13 protein-coding genes and 1 pseudogene are annotated in these 18,760 nt (G+C 34.3%); 11 read left to right on the forward strand and 3 right to left on the reverse strand.

Features of this window, described 5'->3' with window-relative positions; all coding sequences use genetic code 11:
• The first annotated feature begins 8 nt into the window (after positions 1-8).
• The 8 genes from MUN42_RS00710 to tkt all read left to right on the forward strand — a co-directional run bounded on the left by MUN42_RS00710 (position 9) and on the right by tkt (position 7,870).
• Positions 9-458: a fructose PTS transporter subunit IIA gene (locus tag MUN42_RS00710; protein ID WP_243342354.1), complete on the forward strand. Its 450-nt coding sequence runs from the start codon at positions 9-11 to the stop codon at positions 456-458.
• A 7-nt stretch (positions 459-465) separates the two neighbouring features.
• A complete protein-coding gene (locus MUN42_RS00715; RefSeq protein WP_243342355.1) occupies positions 466-783 on the forward strand; it encodes a fructose PTS transporter subunit IIB in 318 nt (105 codons plus the stop codon).
• 3 nt (positions 784-786) lie between these two features.
• Entirely contained in the window at positions 787-1,887 is a 1,101-nt protein-coding gene (locus MUN42_RS00720; protein ID WP_243342356.1) for a PTS fructose transporter subunit IIC, read from the forward strand.
• A gap of 99 nt (positions 1,888-1,986) precedes the next feature.
• Positions 1,987-2,676, forward strand: a complete 690-nt coding sequence (locus MUN42_RS00725; protein WP_243342357.1) for a D-lyxose/D-mannose family sugar isomerase — start codon at positions 1,987-1,989, stop codon at positions 2,674-2,676.
• Between the two features lie 5 nt (positions 2,677-2,681).
• Positions 2,682-4,175, forward strand: a complete 1,494-nt coding sequence (xylB, locus tag MUN42_RS00730) for a xylulokinase (protein WP_243342358.1) — start codon at positions 2,682-2,684, stop codon at positions 4,173-4,175.
• Entirely contained in the window at positions 4,147-5,109 is a 963-nt protein-coding gene (locus MUN42_RS00735) for a hypothetical protein (RefSeq protein WP_243342359.1), read from the forward strand. The genes xylB and MUN42_RS00735 overlap by 29 nt, the downstream gene beginning before the upstream one ends.
• 30 nt (positions 5,110-5,139) lie before the next feature.
• A complete protein-coding gene (gene fsa, locus MUN42_RS00740; protein WP_243342360.1) occupies positions 5,140-5,787 on the forward strand; it encodes a fructose-6-phosphate aldolase in 648 nt (215 codons plus the stop codon).
• 94 nt (positions 5,788-5,881) lie between these two features.
• A complete protein-coding gene (tkt, locus tag MUN42_RS00745; RefSeq protein WP_243342361.1) occupies positions 5,882-7,870 on the forward strand; it encodes a transketolase in 1,989 nt (662 codons plus the stop codon).
• Between the two features lie 172 nt (positions 7,871-8,042).
• Here tkt and MUN42_RS00750 read toward each other — a convergent pair.
• The 3 genes and pseudogenes from MUN42_RS00750 to trkA form a co-directional block, all read right to left on the reverse strand.
• Positions 8,043-8,320, reverse strand: a pseudogene (locus MUN42_RS00750) (type II toxin-antitoxin system YafQ family toxin).
• Positions 8,321-8,550: 230 nt separating this feature from the next.
• Positions 8,551-10,020, reverse strand: a complete 1,470-nt coding sequence (locus tag MUN42_RS00755) for a TrkH family potassium uptake protein (protein ID WP_243342362.1) — start codon at positions 10,018-10,020, stop codon at positions 8,551-8,553.
• Positions 10,017-11,387 (reverse strand): Trk system potassium transporter TrkA, encoded by a 1,371-nt coding sequence (trkA, locus tag MUN42_RS00760; RefSeq protein ID WP_243342363.1) that lies wholly within the window; start codon positions 11,385-11,387, stop codon positions 10,017-10,019. The genes MUN42_RS00755 and trkA overlap by 4 nt, the downstream gene beginning before the upstream one ends.
• 161 nt (positions 11,388-11,548) lie before the next feature.
• Here trkA and MUN42_RS00765 point away from each other — a divergent pair, with 161 nt between their 5' ends.
• The 3 genes from MUN42_RS00765 to MUN42_RS00775 are packed head-to-tail and all read left to right on the forward strand — an operon-like array spanning position 11,549 to position 18,688.
• On the forward strand, positions 11,549-13,174 hold the full coding sequence (locus MUN42_RS00765) for a DUF4091 domain-containing protein (protein WP_243342364.1): 1,626 nt from the start codon (positions 11,549-11,551) through the stop codon (positions 13,172-13,174).
• Complete coding sequence (locus MUN42_RS00770; protein WP_243342365.1) at positions 13,165-15,294, forward strand: GH92 family glycosyl hydrolase; 2,130 nt, start codon at positions 13,165-13,167, stop codon at positions 15,292-15,294. Before MUN42_RS00765 ends, MUN42_RS00770 begins: the two co-directional genes overlap by 10 nt.
• Positions 15,281-18,688: a sugar-binding domain-containing protein gene (locus tag MUN42_RS00775; protein ID WP_243342366.1), complete on the forward strand. Its 3,408-nt coding sequence runs from the start codon at positions 15,281-15,283 to the stop codon at positions 18,686-18,688. Before MUN42_RS00770 ends, MUN42_RS00775 begins: the two co-directional genes overlap by 14 nt.
• The last annotated feature ends 72 nt before the right edge of the window (positions 18,689-18,760 follow it).

Here is an 18,760-nt window from a genome sequence, read left to right on the forward strand (position 1 = left end):
GAAAAAAATTGGATTTACGAGATGTATTAAAAGAGGAATTAATTCTTCTCAACCTTAATAGTAAAAATAAAGAAGAAGCACTTGAAGAAATGGCTAATACTTTATATGACAATAATTATATAAAAGATTCGAAAGATTTTTTAGAAGATGTCTATAAAAGAGAAAGTTTAGGAGAGACGGGGATAGGAAATTATATTGCTATTCCTCATGGTCAAAGTAATAGTGTTGTTAAAACTACATTATGCATATCAAAACTTAATAATACGATAGAATGGGAAAGTTTAGATGGTAATGGTGTAAAAATGATAATTATGTTTGTTGTTGAAAACAATAATGAATTTGCTGGAAATCATCTAAAACTTTTATCAGAAGTGGCTAAAAAATTAGCTAATGAAGAAACTTTAAAAAAATTGTTAAGTTCTAAAACTAAAAAAGATATCATAGAATGTTTTATTTAGGAGGAAGATGGTTTTGAAGATAGTAGGTGTTTGTGCATGTGTAGCAGGAATAGCTCATACATATATTGCACAAGAAAAATTAATAGAAGCAGCAAAAAATCGAGGACATAAAATAAAAACAGAAACACAGGGTGTTATTGGTATAGAGAATGAATTATCTCAAGAAGATATAGACTCTTCTGATGTAGTGATTTTAGCAGTAGATGTAAGCATTTTAAAGAGAGATAGATTTGATAATAAAAAAGTTGTTGAAGTGCCAACAAGATTAGTTATAAATTCAGCAGATAAAATAATACAAAAAATCGAAAAAATGATTATGGAGTAAAACATGAAAAATATAAATTTTAGAAAGCATTTAATGACCGCTATAGCATTTATGATTCCTTATGTTGCTTCAACCGGTATGTTAATGGTAATAGGAAATTTACTTGGTGGTAGTGTTATAGAACTTACTGGAGAAACGATTTCTATTCCGAATTTATTTAGTACATTAGGAGCAACGGCTCTTGGATTTATTCCTATAATTATATCTACAGGAATATCATATTCTATAGCAAATAGAGCGGGTATAGCCCCAGGCTTTACTATGGGATTATTGTGTAAATTTAACGGATATGGATTTTTAGGTGGAATAGTAACAGGATTTTTAGTAGGATTTTTGACTAGTTTTATTTTAAAAACAGCAAAATTACCAAAATGGTTACAAGGATTGTTGCCACAGCTTATATTACCACTCATAGTTACAATAGTTACTGGATTAGTAATGCAATATGCAGTTGGTATACCAATAATAGCATTAACAAATTTTATAAACAACTTATTAGAGAGTATGAGAAATAACCAGGGTCAATCAGTCTTGTTCGGAGCTTTGGTAGGAGTACTATCTTCAATAGATTATGGAGGTCCAATTAATAAAGTTGTATTCACTTTTGGTGCTGGAGCCTTGAGTGAAGGTTATGGTGGTATAATTGCAAATTTAATTCAAGCGAGCATGATAGCACCTTTTGGTTTAACAATAGGATACTTTATCTCTAAATTAAGAGGTAAGAGTTCTTTATTTTCAAATAAAGAAGTTGATTCTTTAAAGACAGCGTTTGTAATGGGATGCTTCCAAATAACAGAAGGATCATTTCCAATAATATTAAATGATCTAATAAGAATAACAATTTGCACTGGTATAGGCTCAGCTGTAAGTGGAGCTTTAATAGGTTATTGGGGAGTAGAATCAAGTGTTCCTTCAGGAGGTTTAATAGCAATGCCAGGATTCAATAATCCTTTCTTATGGCTTTTAGCATTAATAATAGGATCGTTAGTTTTTGCGATAGTATTGCAATTTTTAAAAAGGGACTCAAAAAAGATGAATACATTACCTACTGAAGATATTAAATCTATTGAAGAAGATGAAATAGAAAATTTAACGTTCAGTTAAGTAAATAAAATAAAATCATGTATGTAATATACAAGGATAAATTTATCTTTGTATATTCTTTTACAATTAATATAAGAGGAATAGAACAAAGGAGATATTATGAAAAGATCTGAAATAAATAATGCTATAAAAGATATGGAAGAATTTTTAGAGGAGGCACATATAACTTTACCTCCATTTTCCGAATGGACTCCTGATGATTGGAAAAATATTAGTGATGAATATGATGAAATTAGAAGTAATAAATTAGGATGGGACATTACTGATGCGGGATTAAATAATTTTGAAAAAGTAGGTTTTTCTTTATTTACCTGTAGAAATGGTAATAGTAATCCCAAATTCAATAGTACACATAATAAGGTTTATGCAGAAAAAGTAATTATGATAAAAGAAGAACAAACTTTCCCTTTTCATTTCCATTGGAATAAATCAGAAGATATAATTAATAGGTATGGAGGGGTGCTTCAGATAACAGTTTATAATGATGATGGTGATGGTGGACTTTCAGATCAAAGAGTTTTGGTGGATTCTGATGGTAGAAAATATTATGTTGAGCCTGGAACTACAATAGAATTAAAACCAGGCGAAAGCATTACTTTGTGGCCTCATCAATATCATAAATTTTCTGTAAAACAAGGTACAGGATCAGTTTTAGTTGGAGAAGTTTCTAAATGCAATGATGATGATAATGATAACAGATTCTATGAAGATGTTGGTAGATTCCCCGAAATAGAGGAAGATGAAGCACCATATAGGTTGTTATGTAACGAGTATCCTGAAGCGAAGTGATAAAAGTGAATTTTATCGGAATAGATTTAGGAACATCATCTATAAAGGTTATTTTGTATGATGAAAAGTTCAGAATTATAGGTGCCCAAACCAGCTCATATGATATTATTGAGCCTCAAAATGGTTGGGGAGAACAAAATCCTTCTGACTGGATAGATGCCTTAAACACTGTTCTTTTGAATCTAAAGGATGATTATCCTAATCAGATGAAAGTAGTAAAGAGTATAGGTCTTACTGGTCAGATGCATGGACTTGTAATGCTTGATCAAAATAGCAAGGTTTTAAGAAATGCTATTTTGTGGCTAGATCAAAGAAGTAGTGATGAGGTTGTAGAAATTACTGAAAAATTAGGTTATGACTATATAATCAAAACGACTGCTAATCCTATATCTTCAGGATTTACTTTAGCCAAACTTCAATGGGTAAGAAATAATGAAAAAGATTTGTTTGATAAGTGTAATAAGATCTTACTACCTAAGGATTATATTAGATTTTATTTAACAGGGGACTTCGCAACAGATGTATCAGATGCTAGTGGAATGCAAATGTTAAATATAAAAAATAGATGCTGGGATAAAGATCTATTGGAAAAAATGGAAATACCTTACTCACTTCTACCTAAGGTATATGAGTCTTGTAAAGTAACGGGGTATTTAAAGGAAGATATAGCATTAAAGTATGGATTTTCGGCTAAGGTTAGCATAGTCGCTGGAGCAGGAGATAATGCAGCTGCAGCCATAGGGTGTGGTGTTATAGAAGACGGGGATGCCTTTACAACTATTGGAACGAGTGGTGTAGTTTTTGCTCATACATCAAATATGGTTATTGATAATCAAGGTAGATATCATACTTTTTGTGCCGCTATACCAAATGAATGGCACGTAATGGGAGTAACTCAAGCTGCTGGGCTTTCTCTTGAATGGCTAAAGAGAAATCTTTACCCAAATGAAGACTTAGAAAAGGTAAATAAAGATGTTGATGAAGTTGAGATAGGATCAAATAAGCTAGTATATTTGCCTTATCTAATGGGAGAAAGATCACCACACTTGGATCCTTATGCTAGGGGAACCCTAATAGGATTAACCAATACTCATAGTAGGAAAGAGATATCAAGGTCAATATTTGAAGGAGTTTCATTCTCCTTGAGAGATTGTCTAGATGCTATGAGAGAAACTGCTAATGTTAATATTAAAGAAATGGCATTAACAGGAGGAGGAAGTAAGAGTAAAATCCTTTGCCAAATGATAAGTGATAATTTTAAGTTGGATACTTATACTTTAAAAGAGGGATCAGGTACAACATTAGGAGCTGCTATATTGGCATCTGTAGGATCAAGAAGATATAAGGATATAAAAAGTGCAGTTAATATTGCAATAAAAAATGATAAAAAATATATGTACAATCGAGGTTATCATGAAGAATATAGTAAATACTATGATATCTATAGAAGCACCTATAAATCTTTAAAAGATGTTTATAAGAAATTGCAGGAGCTATAATACGAAAGAATTTACTATAGAGAATGATTATCTAAGTATTACACTAATCGATTATGGGGCAAGGATTAAAGAAATTTATTCTAAAAAATATAAGAGAAATATTGTCCTTAATTATGAAAGTAATGAAAAGTACTTAGAAGATAAGAATTTCTATGGTGCTACAATAGGACCAAACGCTAATAGAATAAAAAACGCTGAATTTGTAATAGATGGAGAGAAAATGATTTGGGAGAAAAATGATGGAAACTCTAATCTTCATTCTGGGAAATATGGTTTTGATAGAAAATATTGGACTGAGGAAATAATTAACAATGATCTAATAGTTTTGAGCCTTTATAAAGCCGACCCCTTCTTAAGCGATGTGAAGGCTCAATTTAGACTTAATTCTAATAAAGTAGAAATAAAATATATTTCTAATTCAGCTAAGAAATCTATTATGAACATCACTAATCATACTTATTTTAATTTGAGCGATGATGATACTATGGATAACCATCAGTTTACGATTTATAGTTCAAAATATACTCCTTTTGATGAAGAAAAAATTCCTATTGGATCTATTGACAGCGTTAATCAGACAGAATTTGACCTTAGAAAGGATAGCTATTTAAGTGATATGATGAAGAAATTTAAAAATTCTTCTATCGGAACTTATGGCTATGATATAAATTACATCAGTGATTCTAAGGATAAAGATATAATTAAACTTGCCCGAGTCTCACATGAGAATATTGTCCTAAATATTTATTCTGACCAAGAAGCCTTTCAATTTTATACAGGGAGCAATATCATTGAAAGTGAGGTTAGCAAAGCTAGAAAAGGCTTTTGTATAGAGCCTCAATTTATACCTAATAGCGTGAATTCTAGGATAAATAAGATAGTAAAGGATAGGAAAGAATTGTTTGAGTTAAATATAGTATATGAGATTGTTTGATTCCAGTTTTATATTTTTAAGGAGTAGGTTATGAAGTTTTTTCTAGACACAGCGAATGTTGATGAGATTAGAAGAATTAACGATTTGGGGCTATGTGATGGGGTTACTACTAATCCTTCTCTTATCAATAAGGAGGGGAGGGATTTTAAGGAAGTTATTTCTGAGATAGCATCTTTTGTCGAGGGTCCGATATCAGCTGAGGTTACTTCTTATGACTATGAGTCCATGGTCAAGGAGGCACGAGATCTTAGTAAGTGGGCAGATAATATTGTTGTCAAAATCCCCATGACTGAAGATGGACTAAGGGCAATTAATATCCTATCCAAGGAAGGCGTTAGGACAAATTGTACATTGATTTTCTCCTTGTCCCAAGCTCTTATGGCCATGAAGGCTGGGGCAAGTTATGTTTCTCCTTTTATGGGAAGGATTGATGATATGGGGGAAGACGGAGCGAGGCTAGTTTATGATATAAGGACTATAATAGATACCTATGGCTTCGATTGTGAGATTATAGCGGCATCTATTAGAAGTATCAAGAATTTCGAAGATGCAGCTCTTGCTGGTGCCCATATAGCGACAGTTCCTGGCAATCTTTTTGAAAAGCTATGGTCCCATGTTTTGACCGACCAAGGCATCGATAAGTTTAAGAAAGATTGGGAGGCTTTTGAAGGAAAATAATTTTGAGATCTGTAGCTTCGGCTATGGGTCTTTTTCCTTAAAAATAAAACGATTTATAGTAAAGTATAAGTAGAAGATTTAAAAAGGAGATTTCATGTTTACTAATAACGATCAATTAGCAGTTAATGCAATTAGGGCTTTATCAATTGCCCAAATCGAAAAGGCTAATAGTGGCCACCCTGGTCTACCTATGGGTGCTGCTCCTATGGCTTATGTTTTGTTTAATAAAGTTTTGAAGGCTAATCCTGAAAACCCTGATTGGTTTAATAGGGATAGGTTTGTTTTGTCAGCAGGTCATGGTTCTGCCATGCTTTATTCTCTCTTGCACCTAGCAGGCTATGACCTATCTATTGATGAACTAAAGAATTTTAGACAAGTAGGATCTAAGGCTCCAGGTCATCCTGAGAGGGGAGTTACACCAGGGGTTGAGGTTGTAACAGGTCCTTTGGGCCAAGGAATAGGTCAAGCTGTAGGTCTTGCTTTAGCTGAAAAGCACCTAGGAGGTCTATATAACAAGGAAAATTATAATATTATAAACCACTACACCTATGCCCTATGTGGGGATGGGGACTTGATGGAAGGTATTTCCTATGAAGCAATGAGCTTTGCAGGTCATCTAAACCTTAACAAGCTAATCGTTCTTTATGATTCAAATAATATTTCCCTTGATGGAGACCTATCAGATTCTTTCTCTGAAAATATTGAAATGAGGGCAAAGGCTCTTAACTGGAATTATCTAAGGGTTGAAGACGGCAATAATCTCGAAGATATTTATGAGGCTATAGAAAAGGCCAAGGAAAATAAGGAAGGGCCAAGCCTAATCGAAATTAAAACTATTATAGGCTATGGTTCAGCAAATCAAGGCACTAACAAGGTTCATGGAGCGCCAATCGGAGCAGATGACTTCAAGGCAGCCAAGAAAGTTTATGGCTGGGAAGCCAAGGACTTCGAAGTCCCTGAAGAAGTCTACGATGCCTTTAGACAAGGAGTTCTAGCCAAGGGTAAGGAAGAAGAAAAAGCTTGGGAAGAACTTTTAGCATCTTATAAAGAATCCTATGCTGATGACTACGAAGAACTAATGATGGGAATTAATAGAAAATTACCTGAGAACTTTATGGATCAAATTAAATCCTATGATTCTTCCATGAAGGATATAGCAACCAGGTCATCAAGTGGAGAGATAATCCAAGAGATTGCCAAACTTACAAGAAACTTCTGGGGTGGAAGTGCTGACCTATCTTCATCTAACAAAACTAATATAAGTGGTGAAGATGCTATGACAGATCAAAATCCAGTAGGTCGTAATGTAGCCTATGGAGTTCGTGAATTTGCCATGGCTGCTATAGGAAATGGAATTATGGCCCATGGAGGTTCCTTCCACTATGTATCTACTTTCTTTGTCTTCATAGACTACCTAAAACCAGCCTTAAGACTATCTGCCCTAGGTAAGCTTCCACTAACCTATGTTATGACCCATGATAGTGTAGCTGTAGGAGAAGATGGTCCAACCCATGAGCCAATCGAACAACTTGCCATGGTAAGATCAATTCCAAATGCTATCCTTATTAGGCCAGCAGATGCCAATGAAACAAGGCTTGCTTGGAAGATAGCCCTAGAGAGTAAGGAAAGCCCAGTAGTTCTAGCCCTAACCCGTCAAAATGTAAGAAATCTAGAAGAAACAGAGCAAGTAGAAGGAATTGAAAAGGGTGCCTACATCATAAAAGATGCAGAAAACCCTGACCTAATCCTAATAGGAACAGGATCAGAAGTAGCCCTAGCCCTAGATACTTCTAAGGCCCTAGAAGCAGACGGCAAAAAAGTAAGAGTTGTATCCATGCCATCCATGGAACTATTTAGGTCCCAAGACGAGTCCTACAAGGCAAAAATCCTCCCACAAAATGTAAGAAAGGTATCCATAGAAATGGCATCTAGCTTCGGTTGGGGAGAATGGACAGGATCAAATGGTCTAAACATAGCTATCGATAGGTTTGGCATCTCAGGCAAGGGAGATGAAGTAATCGAAGAACTAGGCTTCAGTGTCGAAGCCATCAAAGAAAGAATCGAAAGGAAGTTTTTTAATTAAAAATCCTAGGCTAAGCCAACAAAATTAATAGATGCCAAGTGAAAAATATAATAATTTTATGGATGCTGTCCTAAAACTAAGGGGTGGCATCCTTTTATTATCATTACCAATACTTCGCCTCCTAATTTTGGGAATCAAAAAAGCACCTACCTTTCGATAGGTGCTAAACATTCTATTTAATTAAATCAGACTGAGATCCAGTCCTTACGAGTGATAAAACCAAAATGTCATCAAACTTCTCATAGATTAGAAAAAAGTCTGGTTCTACATGGCATTCTCGAGTCCACTTATAGTTTCCATTTAATAAATGGTCTCTATATTCTTCATCTAGTCTTTCAGCCTTAGCAATTTTGCCTACAAGTTCGAATAGCTTATCAATATCTTTTCCTTGTTTTTTAGCTTATTTTAGGTCTTTTTTAAATTTTTGGTAAATTTTATTTTATACTTCAAGAGCCTTCCTCAAATCATCATATTATCATAGAATTATAGACTATTATCCGTAGCTATTCTTCTTCCTACATCTATAGATTCTATAGTTTCCTTGATTGGGAAATTTAGTTTTAATTTAAAAGAGGTGCCATTTTCTCTAATTGTAGCCATAGTTAATCTCCTTTGCTTAAAGAATATTACAATATTGAGGCGTTGTAAACACAGTGTTCTTACAATAGCCCCGTCAATCTTTATTTATTGCTTTTTGATCTTAGGTCCCTATAGGTGTAAGGGCTTAGCATAAGGAGGATTGGGAATATTTCTAGTCTTCCCATTAGCATGGCTATGGTTAGGGATATCTTTGATAGGAGGCCTATTTCTGCGAAGCTTCCCAGAGGACCAAATTCTCCTATACCAGGGCCTACATTGTTGAAGGTGGTTGCTACTGCTGTGAAGGCTGATTGGAAGTCATTTACATCAAGGGCAACTATTAGGATAAGGACTACAAAGATTAGGATAAAAAGTGCAAAGTACTTGCCAACTGATGTCTCGGTTTCTTCGTCCACTCTTTTTTTATCGAGTCTAGTCATGGTTATTCTCCTAGGATGGAGGGATTGCCTTACTTGGTTGATACCACGTTTTACCAATATTATAACTCTCGATACTTTGAGTCCTCCTGCAGTAGATCCTGCACATCCTCCAATAAACATCAAGAATATTAATATCAGTCTTGAAAATAGGGGCCAAGTGCCAAAGTCAGCTGATACAAAACCTGTCGTTGTCATAACTGAAGTTACGGCAAAGAAGGAGTTTGATAGGGCGTAGGACTTATCTGCATAGCTTGAGAAGATATTTAGGAAGATAAGGAGGCTCGCTCCAATTGTGATTCCTAGGTAGACTCTAAGCTCTTCACTATCAGTTCCCTCTCTTAGGGTTCTAAAGATAGAATAGTAGTAGACATTGAAGTTTACCCCAAAGGCAAACATGGCTATGGACAAAACTATTTCTATATATCTTGAATTATAATAGCCGATAGATAGGTCTCGGTTACCAAAGCCACCCGTTCCTGCAGTACTCATAGCATGGATCAAGGAGTCAAATAGGCTCATTCCACCAAACAAGAGAAAGACTACAGTTACTAGTGTCATTATTAGGTAAATTATATAGAGGGCCCTGGCTGTATCTGATAGCTTGGATGTTATCTTACCAAAGGTTGGTCCTGGGACTTCTGCTTGCATTATGAGCGATGAGTTCCTGTTGGTCTTTGGTAGAATTGCCAGGGTAAAGACCAAGATTCCCATACCTCCTACTAGGTGGGAGAGGGATCTCCAAAATATTATAGAATTAGGCAGGGACTCTACACTTCTTGCAACTGTTGCTCCTGTTGTGGTAAAGCCTGATACCATCTCAAAGATAGCATCTATGGGAGTATTGTATTCTTCTGGGGTCATTAGTAGAGGCAAGGACCCGAATAAGGAGAAGATAATCCAACCAGCAGCAACTATAAACATAGCTTCCTTTAGGTAAAAATCTCCACTACTATCGCCCTTTTTTTGAAGGTACTTGCCTAGTCCAAATGAAATTAATATGGGCAAGCTAAAGGATAAGACATCTATCATATTTTCCCTGTAGATGAGGGAGACTATAAGGGGTAGGCACATAAGACCTGCCAAGATTACTAGCAATTTTCCTAGAGTATATTTTATAATACCTGTATTCATTCTTCCTCCAATATATTATCAATTTCAGAGAAATCCTTGTTGGTTGTCATAACTAGGACCCTATCGCCGATCTTGATAGTAGAATTACCGTTGGCTATGGAAATCTTGCCATAAGGGCCATCCTTGATGTAGGCTACTAGGGTGTTCTTCTTTATAGGAAGGTCCTTTAATTTTTTGCCTATAATCTTGCTATCTTCTATGATATTAAATTCTATAGCCTCTACATTTTCATCTTCTAGTCTGTATAGGTTTTTGATGGAAAAGCCGTTAGCATTTTCCTTGCTTCTAACTAGTCTTAGGACAAAGTCGCTGGCAGCACGCTTACTGGTAATGGCATCGTCAATATTTAGTAGGCCGGTAATCTTAAGAAGCTTGGTATTATCTACCTTGGTTATTATATTACTGATACCCAGTCTCTTGGCTAGAAGGGAGATGAGAATATTCTCTTCGTCAGTTGGAGTAAGGGCGATTACTGCATCGTAGGATGTAACCCTCTCTTCTGTAAGGACATCAGGATTTGCTCCGTCAGTATTGATAACTACAGCCTTTGGGAAGGCCTCTTGGATAGAAATTGCAGTTTCCTTGTTAATCTCCATAATGGTAACTTCAAAATTTCTCTCTAGTAACAAATTGGTAAGGTAGTAGGAAATCCTGGATGCCCCTATGATCATTACTTTTTTTATAGACCCCTCATCTCCTACTTCAGACTTATAAATCCTACTAAGGACTGATTTATTTGCTGCAATATGGACAAACTCACCTTCTTTAAGAACATGATTACCTGCGGGGATAAATATATTGTCCTTGTACCTTGCTATACAAATTAGTGCATCCTTGAGGTAGCCTTCCATAGAAAGTTGCATCAAGGACTTATTTAGCATAGCGGAGTCTTTCTTGATCTCAAGCTGGATCATATTAACTGCACCATGGAAGAAGGAATCTACGCTGTGGGACTTAGGGTATTTGAGGGTCCTTTGAATTTCCTTGGCAGCATAGTATTCAGGATTGATAATATTATCAACGCCCATGGATGATCTCATGAATTCGACATCATTGGTATATTTTGGTTCCCTTACCCTGGCTATGGTATATCTAGCACCAAGGTTCTTGGCCATAACTGAGGCTATAATATTGATGTCATCTTCTAGGGTAAGGGCTACGAAGATATCGCAGTTTTTGATATTAGCTTCCTTTAAGATTTTAGGATCGGTTCCATCTCCCAAAATTCCCATCACATCATTTACAGCTAGTAGTCTATCTAATATATCTTTATCTTTTTCTATAACTAGGATATTGTGGTCTTCTTCGGCCAGTTGGCTTGTTAGGTAGGAGCCTATTATACCTGCACCGACTATAATTATATTCATACTTCCCCCTATGTCTTGAATACCTTGATTATAGCACATAAAGTCCTTTATTTAAAGTGCTTAAAAACTCATATATAGTATATTAAAAATCAAATACTTAGCCAGTTAGAAATTCTTTGCTAAGAAAGCCTTTTTTTGTACAATATTACTAAGGAGGACTTATGATATTTGAAAATGATGACTTACTTATTTTACAAACAAGATCCGTACAGGACTTTAAAATAGATGAAAGCAATATTAGCTCCTACGCTTATAGGGGAGATAAGCTTATTATTAAATATGGAATATCAAATAAGAAACCTTATCCTATAGATATAAATATAAGGACTAGCGATTTTTTATCCAACAATCTTATAATTAAACAAGATAGGCTAGAAGTTAGAACAATTAAGAAGGTAAGGGGACATATAGGGAGATCTTTTAGCAAAGATGGAGATAAGAATTTCCCTAAAATAGAAGCTTTCGACCTAATAGAATATGAAAATTCACTAAGGCTTGAGGGAGAGTCTATAAATTATTTTTATCTTTATATTACAACATCCTTAGAAGACAAAGGGGTATATAAAGGAAGTCTTTTTATAGATTATCTAAATAAGAGCTTAAAAGTGGACTTATCCTTTGAAATCTTACCAATAGATAAGACTAGAGCAGATTTTGATTTAAATCTTTGGCAGTACCCATACTCTGAGGCTAGGTATTATGAAATCTCTGATGAAAATTTTTTTAAGGAAGACCACAAGGAAATTTTAAGCGAAGTTTTTAATTTATATAAGGCTTATAGGGGAGATACCCTAACTACAAGTATAATCGATGAGCCTTGGGACCATCAGACTTATGATCCATATCCATCTATGGTAAGGATAAGTCATGAGGACTTAAGCTTTAATTATGAACATTTTGATTCTTATGTAAATTTAGGGATAGATAAGTTTAAGAAAATATATGCTTTTTCTCTCATACCTTGGGACAAAGAAGGCTTTGATAGGGATTTTTGGCATAAGTTCTTAAGAGATTTTATAGCTCATCTCGATTCAAAAAATCTCTTTGATAGAACCTACATAGCAATTGATGAGAGGAAAGTAGGTCAAGTAAAAGAAGCTTTAGATTTTTTGCAACCATATAAGAATAAAGATGGGAAAAGTTTTAAAGTTGCCTACCAAACATCCTTTGATAAGAAAAATATTAGCCTATATAACAAGGTTGATGAAATCTCCTTTGACTTGCCAAGTATAAATTACGATTGCCTATCTTATGTTAAAGAAAGAAAAGAAGTTGGCCTATATACTAGCTTATATATTTGTTGCGGTATATATCCAAATACCTTTATCTATTCAGATTCATATGAGGCGATATTTGTAATTATTTATGCTTACTTAAATGGCTTTGATGGCTTCCTCAGGTGGGCCTTGGACGCTTATGTAAAAGATCCTAGGTCAGACTTATCTTTTTATTATTTTGAGTCGGGGGATACTTCCCTTATCTATCCTAGCAAGGATATAAAGAAAGATAAGAGACCAGCAAGCTCTGTTAGGCTTGAGTCTTTGGCAGAGGGTCTAGAAATAATAGACAAGATAGATTTTTTAAAGAAGAATTTAAAGGAAAAAGATAGGCAAGATTTTATCTCACAATTTGGAGCCTTTACTATACCAGAATCATTTGAAAATGAATATAAGGCCAGGATAAGTGATGATAGGGCAAGGTCTATGATAATAAAAGATGTCACAGCTATGAAAGAGTTAATCTATAAGTATAGCAAAATTTATTTGGAAGGTAGAAGATGGGTATAATAGAGGATACTTTAAAGGATAAGAGATATACAGATATAAGACTTGGAAGTGATTCAACTAGAGAATTTTCTAATGGGAATACCCTGCCCTTGGTAGGAAGCCCCCATGGCAATAATTATCTAACTTTAAAAAGTAGAGAAGATTCTTCTTTTTTCTTTAATCCAAATGATAGGAGACTTCTTTGCTTAAGATTAACCCACCAGCCAAGTCCTTGGATGGGAGATTTTTCTTATCTAGAAATATTACCCTTCTCAGAAAATGAATATGTAAGATACGAGGTGGGAGAGTCTATCTTGAGGCCGAATTTTTCTATTTTAAATTATGAAAATGGAGATAAGCTAACTTTTAGCGGATATGAAGAATCTTTTATCATAAGTCTAAATAGCAAGGCTAATGGCAAGATTAGACTAGGAGCCGAGGGTCTTAGTTTAGAAAAAAAGGGAAATTATATCTATGGCAAAGTAATAAATTTTACAGAGTGTGAAGATGATAAGCTAACCATGTATATTAAAATGAGCTTGGATAAAAATTTCGATTTAAAAAAAGAGGGAGATGGTTATTATATCCTAACTTCTAGTAAAAATTTAAAGCTAAAAGCTGCTACATCTTTCATATCAAATAAGATGGCAGCCTATAATTATTACAAAAGCCCAGATAACCTAGAAGAGATGATTACTGCGAGTAAAAAGGCTTGGGATAAGTATTTTGATATATTTAAGATAGAAAATAAGGCGTACAGTGATAACTTCTCCAAATATGATCCCTATAATAGAGAAGACCAAGTGAAGTTTTTTTACCACTGTGTATATAGGGCATTTTTGTTCCCTATGAAATTTTATGAAGTGGATGAGACTGGTAAGGCCTACCACTATAATACCAAGGATAGGAAAGTATATGAGGGAAAATATTTTACTAATATCGGTTTCTGGGATGGACAAAAAACTCTCTTTCCACTTTTAAGCCTTATAGCTAAGAAAGATTTAGAAGATATTTTGGAAGGGATTTTAAATTTCTACAAGGAAACAACTTATCTTCCTAAGTGGCTATCACCTGATGAAAGAGGTATGATGCCAGGAACTTTAGTTGATAATATTATAGCAGATAGCTTATCTAAGGGTATCGGACTTGACAAGGCAAGGGACTTTTTGTCTGCCATGATAGAGACTTCAAACAAAGAAGATCCTAAGGGAAAATATGGAAGGTTAGCCAGCAAAATCTTTAGGGACCTAGGATACATACCTAGTAATTACTATGAATCAGTAAATCAAAGTCTAGATAATTGCCTTTCTGATTATTCTATATCAGTAGTGTGTGATATCTTAGGCGAAGATGAGATAAGGGATAGGTATAGGGATTATTCCCATACTTGGACTAAGCTTTTTGATAAAAAAACTAAGTTTTTACTAGCCAAGGATAAGGATGGGAATTTTCAAAAAGATTTTGATCCTCTAGCCTGGGGCTCTCCTTATACAGAAGGCTCAGCCTACCAAAATTCTTATAATACCTACAATGATTATGATAAATTAATAGAACTTTTTACTTCAAAAGAAGCTTTTGAAAGAAGACTTGATAGGCTATCAAATATGGACTCGGCCTATAAAGTAGGAGCCTACAAGGAAGATATCCATGAGATGGTCGAAATGAAGGATTCTCATTTTGGGCAAATGTCAATTTATAACCAACCATCTTTCCACCTTCCTTATATGTATAATTTGGTGGGTAAGGCTTGGAAGAGCCAATACCTAGTGAAAAATTTACTGTTAAATTATTTTTCTTATGACTTTAGAGCCTTTCCTGGTGATGAGGATAATGGGTCTATGGCAGCTTGGTATATCTTATCAGCTATGGGAATTTACCCACTAAGTCCTGGAAGTGGCTTCTATGAGCTTGGTATAGGCCTTTTTGACAAGATGGAGGTTAATCTTTATAATGACAATAAGTTAACAATAAGGGTAGAAGAAAACTATCCTCATAAGAAATTTGTGGGTAGTATAAGCCTAGATGGTAAAAAATATAGGCAAACTAGGATAAGTCATAAGGATTTAATAAAATCAAGAGAACTTAAATTTAGCTTAAATCTTCTACCTGAAATAAGAGAGGATGGTCATGAAAATAAATAGTGAAATTAGGAAAGTAGAATATGTAGGCGTAGGTCAGAGGTCATATGACTTTGACCACTTGTGGCAATTTTCTTTAGGGGATGCTCCAGGATTTTTTGAAACGGCTTTTGATGATTCATCTTGGCAAGATATCGATTTACCCCATGATTATTCTATAAGTAGACCCTACTGCGAGGCTGGAGAAGCTCAAAGTGCTTATAAACTTGGAGGGGTGGGACTTTATAGGAAAAAATTCATAGTAGGTGAGGCGAAAAGATATATTTTATATTTTGATGGAATCTACTGTGATAGCGATTTTTATATAAATGGTAAATATCTAGGCAGTCATCACCATGGTTATACACCAATTGCTTTTGATATAAGCTCCTACTTGTATATAGATAAGCCCAACACCTTAGCTATTAGGGTTGATAACCCCGTTCCTACTTCAAGGTGGTATTCAGGCTCTGGTATCTATAGGTCTGCTAAACTTATAATAACAGAAGATTTGGCCTTTGACCTTTATGGCTTAAGGATAGACACTTCTAATTTAGAAGATAGAGATTCTGAAGTTAGCATAAAAATTTCAAGTAAGATAATAAACAAATCACCTATAAGACGAGAATTTACTATAAGTCATGACCTATATTTTGAAGATAAGTTCATTAAATCTTACGAAAGTGACAAACTTATAATTGATAATAATCTAACAAAAAAATTCATCCAAGAATTTAAAATTTCTTATCCTAAGCTTTGGGATGTGGATAATCCTAATTTATATAGGCTGGTATCTTCTATAAAAGAAAAGGATAAAGTCCTAGATACCATACAAACTCCTTATGGCTTTAGATATTATAAATTTGATAAGGATACTGGCTTTAGTCTAAATGGTGAAAATATGAAGTTAAAGGCAGTATGTCTCCATCATGATAATGGGGCTTTGGGGGCTAGAGACTTCTACCGAGCAAGCGAAAGAAAGCTTAATATCCTAAAAGATATGGGAACAAACGCTATTAGGGTAACTCACAATCCAGCTTCAAGAAAATTTATAGACCTTGCTAATAGGCTAGGCTTCCTTCTTATAGAAGAAATATTTGATGGTTGGATTTTAGATAAAAATAATGATTATAACGATTATTCTAGGTTCTTCGATAAAAAAATTGGTCAAAGTCAGCTTATGTTTTCAAGTGAAGATATGACCTGGGCCCAATATGATTTAAGGGAAACTCTAAAAAGAGACTATAATGATCCATCAATTATAGCCTATTCTTTAGGAAATGAAATCTTGTGTGGAACTAACCAGGCCAAAAGGTCTATATATCCAAATATTCTAGAAGATCTATTGACTTTCTCTAAACAGATTGATAAGAATAGGATCTTGACCTTGGGAGATAATAGCCTAAGAGATGGCTATGATCCGATATTTGTCAAGATGGAAGATTATCTAACTAAAGAAGGGGCTATTGTTGGCCTTAATTATTGTAATGGTGCTAAGTATGATAAAATTCATAAGGATCATCCTGACTGGATTTTATGGCAATCCGAATCAGTATCCTCTGTAAACTCTAGAGCAACCTATGATAGGATAGATGGGGATTTATCTGAAGACATGAGATTAACTTCTTTTGATAAGTCTACTGTAGGCTGGGGAGACTATGCGAGCGAGGCTTGGTATGATGTTATTAAAAGGGACTTTGTTGCAGGAGAGGCTGTATGGACAGGATTTGATTATCTAGGAGAGCCAACACCATACAATGGAATAACCAGGGGGTATTTTTATGGGAGCCCTGCTCCTAGGTCTTCTTTCTTTGGAATAATTGATTTAGCAGGCTTTGCCAAGGACTCATATTATTTTTATAGGTCCCAATGGAATGATAAGGATATAACAACACATATTCTTCCTAGCTATAACAAAGAGGATATGGAAAAAATAGGGGGAGATATTCCTATTACAGTCTATACAAATGCCCATCAGGTAGAACTTATTTTCATTGATGAAAAGGGAAAAGAGAAGTCTTTGGGAAAACAAAGCCTAGAAGAAATTAAAACTAAGGCAGGCCATACTTATAGGAAAGTTTGTGGAAAAAAAGGATATGAATCTTTAGTTATGACCTGGGAAATTCCTTTTAAAGAAGGGGCAATAAAGGCCATATCCTATGATAATGATGGCCATGTAATAAAAAATACTATAGGAAGAAATTTTATAACAAGTATCAAAGATGCTCCTAGACTTAGCTTAAGTCCTTATTATGAAAATATGGGAGATGGCTATGATAATATTAACTTTATAAGCATTGATATAGTAGATACTAGGGGGGATATACTCGATAGCAGGGATGATGAAATTCATATAGAAGTTTCGCCAAATGCGGAGATACTAGCCCTTGATAATGGCTTACAAAGCGATTTTAGTGATTTTTTGACAGACCATAAGAAAGCCTATGGAGGAAGACTTTTGCTTGTAGTAAGGGCCTTGAAGTCAGGACCTATAGAGATTACTGCAAAAAACAAAGACCTTGGAGAAACTAGGATAAACTTAGAAAATTCATTTAAAAAGAAGATAGGAACATATGATAAAGTAGAAGGGCCTAGCTTACTTAAGAATAAAATATTAAATAATTTAAAGGATAGGTCATATAGGTTAGAAGCTTTGAATTTAACCAAAAATATTTACCCTTATGAGGATTTGATTTTACCTAAGCAAACTTCTCTTATAGACAATAAGGGTCAAATATTGCCTACAGGATCGAAAGTTTTTTATGATAATTTTTCTATAGATGAGCTTTGGGAAAAAGGAGAGCTTAATATAAGAGCTCATGTAGAAGACTTTAATTTAAAACTTCCTCTTACATTAAAACTCAAAGTTATAGAAGAAACTTACAAAAAAGGTGCCTATATAGAAGATTTTGCTTTGGGGAAAAGATTAGAAGAGGGTGAGATTGTTTATTATTTTGACACCCAACAGCTAATCGGTGATATAGAAATCCTTAGTCAAGACCAAGTATATAGGTTTTTTATATCAGAAGATGATTCCTCTTATCGTGAAATTTTCTATAAAAATAAAATGACCCTTGAAGAAAAAACAATTTATGAATTTAACCAATTTAAGGCGACTTTTATAAAAATTGTAGGAGATATGAGTAAAATAGATAATTTAAAGATACGATCTATCAAGCTAACATCGACTGTATCAGAAACCACCGACCTTTCTTCTATTAGGATAAATGGAAAAGAGCTAAGAAAAGATTTGCTAGAAGAAGATTCTATAGAAATAAAAGAAGTTATAAATGATTATCAAATAGAAGAAAAAGACGGAGCTATTGCAACTAGCATTAGAAGTGAAAAGGACTTATATATATTTATAATCTCTGAAAATATGAAAAATATTAGAAAGATTACAATCAAGGGAAGATAAAGTATCTAATAAAGTTAATAAAAAATTTGAAAAAATCGACCCGGCTTTGTATAATAAAAACAAGAAAAAGCT

This window comes from Anaerococcus sp. AGMB09787, from assembly GCF_022808955.1.
Lineage (GTDB): Bacteria > Bacillota > Clostridia > Tissierellales > Peptoniphilaceae > Anaerococcus.

Coding starts and splice junctions, on each gene's coding strand:
- fsa (WP_243342360.1), top strand. CDS start 5,140: ATGAAGTTTTTTCTAGACACAGCGAATGTTGATGAGATTAGAAGAATT.
- MUN42_RS00755 (WP_243342362.1), bottom strand. CDS start 10,020: ATGAATACAGGTATTATAAAATATACTCTAGGAAAATTGCTAGTAATC.
- MUN42_RS00735 (WP_243342359.1), top strand. CDS start 4,147: ATGTTTATAAGAAATTGCAGGAGCTATAATACGAAAGAATTTACTATA.
- MUN42_RS00765 (WP_243342364.1), top strand. CDS start 11,549: ATGATATTTGAAAATGATGACTTACTTATTTTACAAACAAGATCCGTA.
- MUN42_RS00770 (WP_243342365.1), top strand. CDS start 13,165: ATGGGTATAATAGAGGATACTTTAAAGGATAAGAGATATACAGATATA.
- MUN42_RS00775 (WP_243342366.1), top strand. CDS start 15,281: ATGAAAATAAATAGTGAAATTAGGAAAGTAGAATATGTAGGCGTAGGT.
- trkA (WP_243342363.1), bottom strand. CDS start 11,387: ATGAATATAATTATAGTCGGTGCAGGTATAATAGGCTCCTACCTAACA.
- MUN42_RS00725 (WP_243342357.1), top strand. CDS start 1,987: ATGAAAAGATCTGAAATAAATAATGCTATAAAAGATATGGAAGAATTT.
- MUN42_RS00715 (WP_243342355.1), top strand. CDS start 466: ATGGTTTTGAAGATAGTAGGTGTTTGTGCATGTGTAGCAGGAATAGCT.
- MUN42_RS00720 (WP_243342356.1), top strand. CDS start 787: ATGAAAAATATAAATTTTAGAAAGCATTTAATGACCGCTATAGCATTT.
- tkt (WP_243342361.1), top strand. CDS start 5,882: ATGTTTACTAATAACGATCAATTAGCAGTTAATGCAATTAGGGCTTTA.